At 70.0% G+C, this 5,049-nt stretch carries 5 protein-coding genes; 4 read left to right on the top strand and 1 reads right to left on the bottom strand.

What is annotated here, in order from left to right:
* The 3 genes from AX685_RS22735 to AX685_RS15625 form a co-directional block, all read left to right on the top strand.
* Window positions 1-815: hypothetical protein (locus AX685_RS22735; protein ID WP_066490296.1), on the top strand; the 815-nt coding region annotated here is incomplete at its 5' end.
* Window positions 797-1,318 carry a DUF2141 domain-containing protein gene (locus tag AX685_RS15620; RefSeq protein WP_066490299.1) on the top strand — a complete coding sequence of 174 codons (522 nt, stop codon included), beginning with the start codon at window positions 797-799 and terminating at the stop codon, window positions 1,316-1,318. The genes AX685_RS22735 and AX685_RS15620, both read left to right, overlap by 19 nt.
* An 11-nt stretch (window positions 1,319-1,329) precedes the next feature.
* Entirely contained in the window at window positions 1,330-2,523 is a 1,194-nt protein-coding gene (locus AX685_RS15625) for a glycosyltransferase (protein ID WP_066490300.1), read from the top strand.
* Here the strand turns inward: AX685_RS15625 and AX685_RS15630 are convergent.
* Window positions 2,466-3,221: a polysaccharide deacetylase family protein gene (locus AX685_RS15630; RefSeq protein ID WP_066490303.1), complete on the bottom strand. Its 756-nt coding sequence runs from the start codon at window positions 3,219-3,221 to the stop codon at window positions 2,466-2,468. The two genes, AX685_RS15625 and AX685_RS15630, sit on opposite strands and share 58 nt — an antisense overlap.
* 142 nt (window positions 3,222-3,363) lie before the next feature.
* On the opposite strand from AX685_RS15630, the gene AX685_RS15635 reads away from it, so the two are divergent.
* Window positions 3,364-4,995, top strand: a complete 1,632-nt coding sequence (locus AX685_RS15635; RefSeq protein ID WP_066490305.1) for an alkaline phosphatase D family protein — start codon at window positions 3,364-3,366, stop codon at window positions 4,993-4,995.
* The last annotated feature ends 54 nt before the right edge of the window (window positions 4,996-5,049 follow it).

The following is a 5,049-nucleotide window of genomic DNA, read 5'->3' on the forward strand; positions in this document are numbered from 1 at the left end:
GTGGGCTGGCGGGCGAACTGCTGGGCCAGGGGCTGGCGGGGCTGCGCCGCGCGGTGCCGACGGCGGCGGGTTTCTACCTGTTCTTCCTCATCTCCTATTTCGCGCTGCCGGTCGCCGATTTCGTGATCTTCCGCCGGCTGTGGCACGTCCCCGCCAGCGCGTTCGGCGCGCTGAACCGCAAGCGGATCGCCAACGACGTGCTGGTCGGTTATTCGGGCGACGCCTATTTCTACGCTTGGGCGCGCGCACGCACGGAAATGGTCGCGGCGCCGTTCGGCGCGGTGAAGGACGTGACGATCGTGTCGGGGATCGCTGGCAACGTCTCCGCGATCGTGCTGGGCGCGGTGGCGCTGCCGCTGGGCTATGAACTGATCGAGCCGGCGACGCTGCGCACGATCCTGTGGTCGATGGGGCTGGCGACCGGGCTGACGCTGGCGTTCCTGCTGTTCTCCTCGCGCGTGTTCTCACTGCCGCGGCGGCAATTGTGGTTCATCTTCGGCGTCGACATGCTGCGCATCGTCGTCAATTGCGTGACGATCGCGATCGCCTGGTCGTTCGCGATGCCGACGGTGTCGGTCGGGCTGTGGCTGTTCCTGATCGCAGGGCGGCAACTGGTGTCGCGATTGCCGCTGGTGCCCAACAAAGACCTGCTTTTCGCCAATTTCGCGATCCTGTTCATCGGGCAGGATCAGGCATTGTCGGATCTGATGGCGTTCACGGCCGCGTCAACCTTGGTCGTGCATCTGCTCATCATCGCGGTCGTCGGGATCGAATATCTGGTGGAAAGGACGCAGGCATGGCGGCACGAGGGTTGACGATCGCATGTGCGGCGGCGCTCGCCACGGTGGCGGTGCCGGCGGGCGCGCAGGTGCTGGGGCCGGACGCGGCGGCGTGCAACGGCGGCGAGGGCCCGGCGATCCGCGCGACGATCACCGGGCTGAAGGATGCGCAGGGCACGCTGAAGCTGGAGCTGTATCCGGCGACCGAGGAAGATTTCCTGGCCGGCGACGACGAACTGGCGGCGCGCGGCCGCCCGTTCCGCCGCATCACCGTTCCCGCGCCCGCCAGCGGCAGCGCGGTGATCTGCATCCGCGTGCCGAATCCCGGCCGCTGGGCGCTGTTCCTGGGGCATGACCGCGACGGCAAGCGCAAGTTCAATTTCTGGAGCGACGGCGCCGGTTTCCCCAGCAACCGCCGCATCGGCCGCGCGCGCCCGAAGCTGGCCGATGCGATCATCGACGTTGGCAACGGCGTCACCAATACCCAGATCGTGGAGCAGTATCTGCGCGGGCTTGGTGGCTTCGGCCCGCTGAAGTAAGGGGATCCCCGATGCGGATCGTCGACGTCAACGAACTATATTCGCCCACCGGCGGGGGCGTGCGCACGTACGTGGATCGCAAGATGGCGGTCATGCCGACGCTGGGCCACGAACAGATCGTCATCGCCCCCGGCCGCGAGGACCGCGTCGAGGAGCGGCCCGGCGGCGCGCGCATCATCTACGTCAAATCGCCCGCGCTGCCGTTCGATTCGAACTACGGCCTGTTCCGGGACGTGGCGCCGGTCCACCGGCTGCTCGACGAACTGCAGCCCGACGTGGTCGAGAACTGCATGCCGTGGCGCTCGGCGCGGATCGTCGGCGAATGGCAGGGCCCCGCGCTGAAATCGTGGATCCTCCACAACGACAATATGGCCACCTATCCCAAAAGGTGGTTCGCGCGCGTCGCCTCGCCCGCGACGATCGAACGGGCGTTCGGCTGGTACGATCGCCAGATGATCCGCGCGATGGCGCCGTTCGACACGATCGTCACGAACGGCCCGATGCTGGCGAAGACGCTGGGTGCGCGCGGCATCCCGATCGACGCGGTGATGACGCTGGGGATCGAACGGCAGCATTTCTCCCCCCGGCTGCGCAGCGAGACGCTGCGCGCCGCGATGCTGGCGCAATGCGGCCTGCCCGCCGACGCGCACCTGCTGATCGGCGTCGGGCGGCACCACCCGGAAAAGCAATGGCCGATGGTCATCAACGCGGTGCGCCGCGCGGGCACGCGCATCCCGGTCGGGCTGATGCTGCTGGGGCTTGGCCCCGACACGCGCACGCTGGAACGGCAGATCGCGCAAAGCCCGCACGTCCGCCTGTTCGAGCCGATCTACGACCGCACGCAGTTGGCGACGGTGATGGCCAGCGCCGATGCCTTCATCCACGGCTCCGACACCGAGACGTTCGGGCTGGTCGCGTCGGAGGCGCTGGTATCGGGCCTGCCGCTGATCGTCCCCGATGCGGGCGGCGCGGCGATGGTGGCGCGCCCCGCCTATGCCGAAACGTATCGCGCCGGCGACCCGTATGACGCGGCGGACGCGATCGTGCGGCTGGTGTCGCGCGACCGCGCGCTGCTACGCCGCGCGGCGGAGATCGGCGCGAACAGCGTGCTGAGCGATCGCCAGCACGCCGCCGCGCTGGTCGCGCATTACGAGGCGCGGATTGCCGCGCGCGACACGGGCACGGCGCGCAGCAGGTCGGCATAGGCCGCCGGCCGGTGCCGCGGGAAGGCGGCGAACGTCCGGTCGATACTGTCCAGCAGCTGCGGCACCCGCGTGTCGCCGGGGTGGACCGCGATGCGCACCGTATTGCTGGGTTGCAGCACGCGGCGCAGCACAGCGGCGGCGGCGAGCGAGCTCAGCTGCCGCGGCCGCGACCTGCTGGCCCAGGTGATGACCGGCCCGCGCGCCAGCACCCGCCCGCCGACCGGCGCACAGACGTGTGCATGATCCTCCGCCAGCGCGAAGCCCGCATCGCCCAGCGCCGCGCGCGCCGCGCCGGAATACAGCCACGCCGGCGCGATGAACCCCGCCGCCGCGCGTCCCGTGACGTCCTCCACCAGCGCCTTGCCGCGCCGCATCCGCGCCAGCGCCTCGCCATGGTCCAGCCCCAGGAACTCGCCCTCCCCGGCGGTCATGTGCTTCGCCTTCAGCGCCGCCGCGCCGCGATGCGCCGAATCGTCGAGATGCGACGAGCCGTGGACGAACATCTCGATTCCCGCGTCGGCCCAGCCGCGCAGCTTCGCGGCGAACGCCGGGGTCATCGGCGCACCGTTCCAGTGATTGGGCACCACCAGCATCGCCAGCCGGTCGCCGACATGCCCGCGCAGCCGGTCGAGCAACTGTTCCACCTCGCGCTCGAACCGGGGCGAGACGTCGTGGATCGAGGCAAGCAGGCGCTTCATCCGCCGGTCAACAGCATGGCGGCGCGTGCGGTGCAACCCCGCGCGCGGATCGGGTAGCGTCGCGCGCCTTTGTCATCACCGCGTCACCGAACGCGGCGCAGGGCAGGTGCACGCCCCGTCTAAGAGGATCAGGAGCCGTATCATGACCGTCACCGTCACCCGCCGCGCCTTGCTCGCCACCGGCACGCTGGGCCTGGGCGCGTTCGCGCTGCCCGGCTTCTCGATCGCGCAGACGATGCTCGCCGCGCGCGGCTTCACCCATTCGGTGACCAGCGGGGAGCCGGGCGCGGATTCGATGCTGCTGTGGACGCGCTACGTCCCCGCGACCGGCGATTCGGCGCGGCTGGTGGCGGAAATCAGCGAGAGCGAGAATTTCGCGCGCATCGTCGCATCGGGCGCGATCATCACCGGGCCGTGGCGCGACTGGACGGCGAAGGTGACGCTCGACGGCCTCGCGCCGGGGCGCCGCTATTTCTACCGCTTCGTCGCGGCGGACGGCACGCGCTCGCCGGTCGGGCGGACGAAGACGCTGCCCGACGATGCGGCGGCGACGTGGCGCGCGGCGGTATTCTCCTGCTCCAACTTCGGATTCGGCTGGTTCAACGCCTATGGCCATGCCGCCGCCCGCGACGATCTGGACGCGGCGATCCACCTGGGCGACTATTTCTACGAATATTCGCCGGGCAAGTATCCGCCGGCCGCCGCGCAGGTCGCCGGTCGCATTCCGCAGCCGCTGGCGGAGACGATCCACCTCGCCGACTACCGCCTGCGCTTCGCCAGCTATCGCGCCGACCCCGATCTTCAGGCGCTGCACGCCAAGGTGCCGTGGATCGTCCAGTGGGACGATCACGAAAGCGCCAACGATTCGTGGGAAGGCGGCGCGGAGAATCACGATCCGGCGACCGAGGGCGACTGGAACCAGCGCCGCGCCGCGTCGGTGCAGGCGTATCGCGAATGGATGCCGGTGTCGGACGAACCGTGGAAGGCCTATGACATCGGCACGCTCGCCACGCTGTGGCGGACGGAGACGCGGCTGTTCGCCCGCTCGCGCCAGCGCGAGATCGAGCAGGTGATGGCCAGCGGCGACAAGCTGGCCGCGCTTAAGGCGTTCCGCGACGGCGCCTGGGTCGATCCCGCGATCACGATGATGGGGTCGCAGCAGGAAAGCTGGCTGGCGCACGATCTGGCCCGCTCGGTGAAGCAGGGGCAAAAGTGGCAGGTGGTCGGCTTCGGCACGATCATGGGCAATCTGTCGACGCCGGAAGCGGCGCAAGCGTGGGTCGATCCGGGCAATGCGCGCGCCGCTGCCTGGGTATCGGACGCGATCGCCGCGTCGCGCGTCGGCCTGCCGGGGAACCTCGATTCGTGGGGCGGCTACCCCGCCGCCCGCGCGCGCTTCCTGAAGGGCGCGCGGGCGGTCGACGCCAATCTGGTCGTGATCTGCGGCGACAGCCACAATGCGTGGGCGTTCGACCTGGCGCAGGACGGGCGCCCCGCGGGCGTCGAGTTCGCGGGCCATGCGGTCACCTCGCCCGGCTACGAATCGGCGGTGAAGCGCGATCCGGCCGATGTCGCGCGCGCGATGGTCGCCGCCAATCCCGAGCTGAAATGGTGCGACACGTCGCGCCGCGGCTATATGGCGATGACGATTACGCCGGAACGGGTCAGCAACGACTGGCTGTTCGTCGATACGATCAAGGAACGCCGCGCCGCCGCGTCCATCGGGCACAGCACGCAGGTGCTGCGCAACCGCCGGGTGATGAGCGCGGCGTAGGCGGAGGGGGCGGCGGACGTCGATCCGCCGCCCCCCCCTTTCACTCACCCTCGT

The sequence above is a fragment of the Sphingomonas sp. CCH9-F2 genome (genome assembly GCF_001556735.1).
GTDB lineage: Bacteria > Pseudomonadota > Alphaproteobacteria > Sphingomonadales > Sphingomonadaceae > Sphingomonas > Sphingomonas ginsenosidimutans.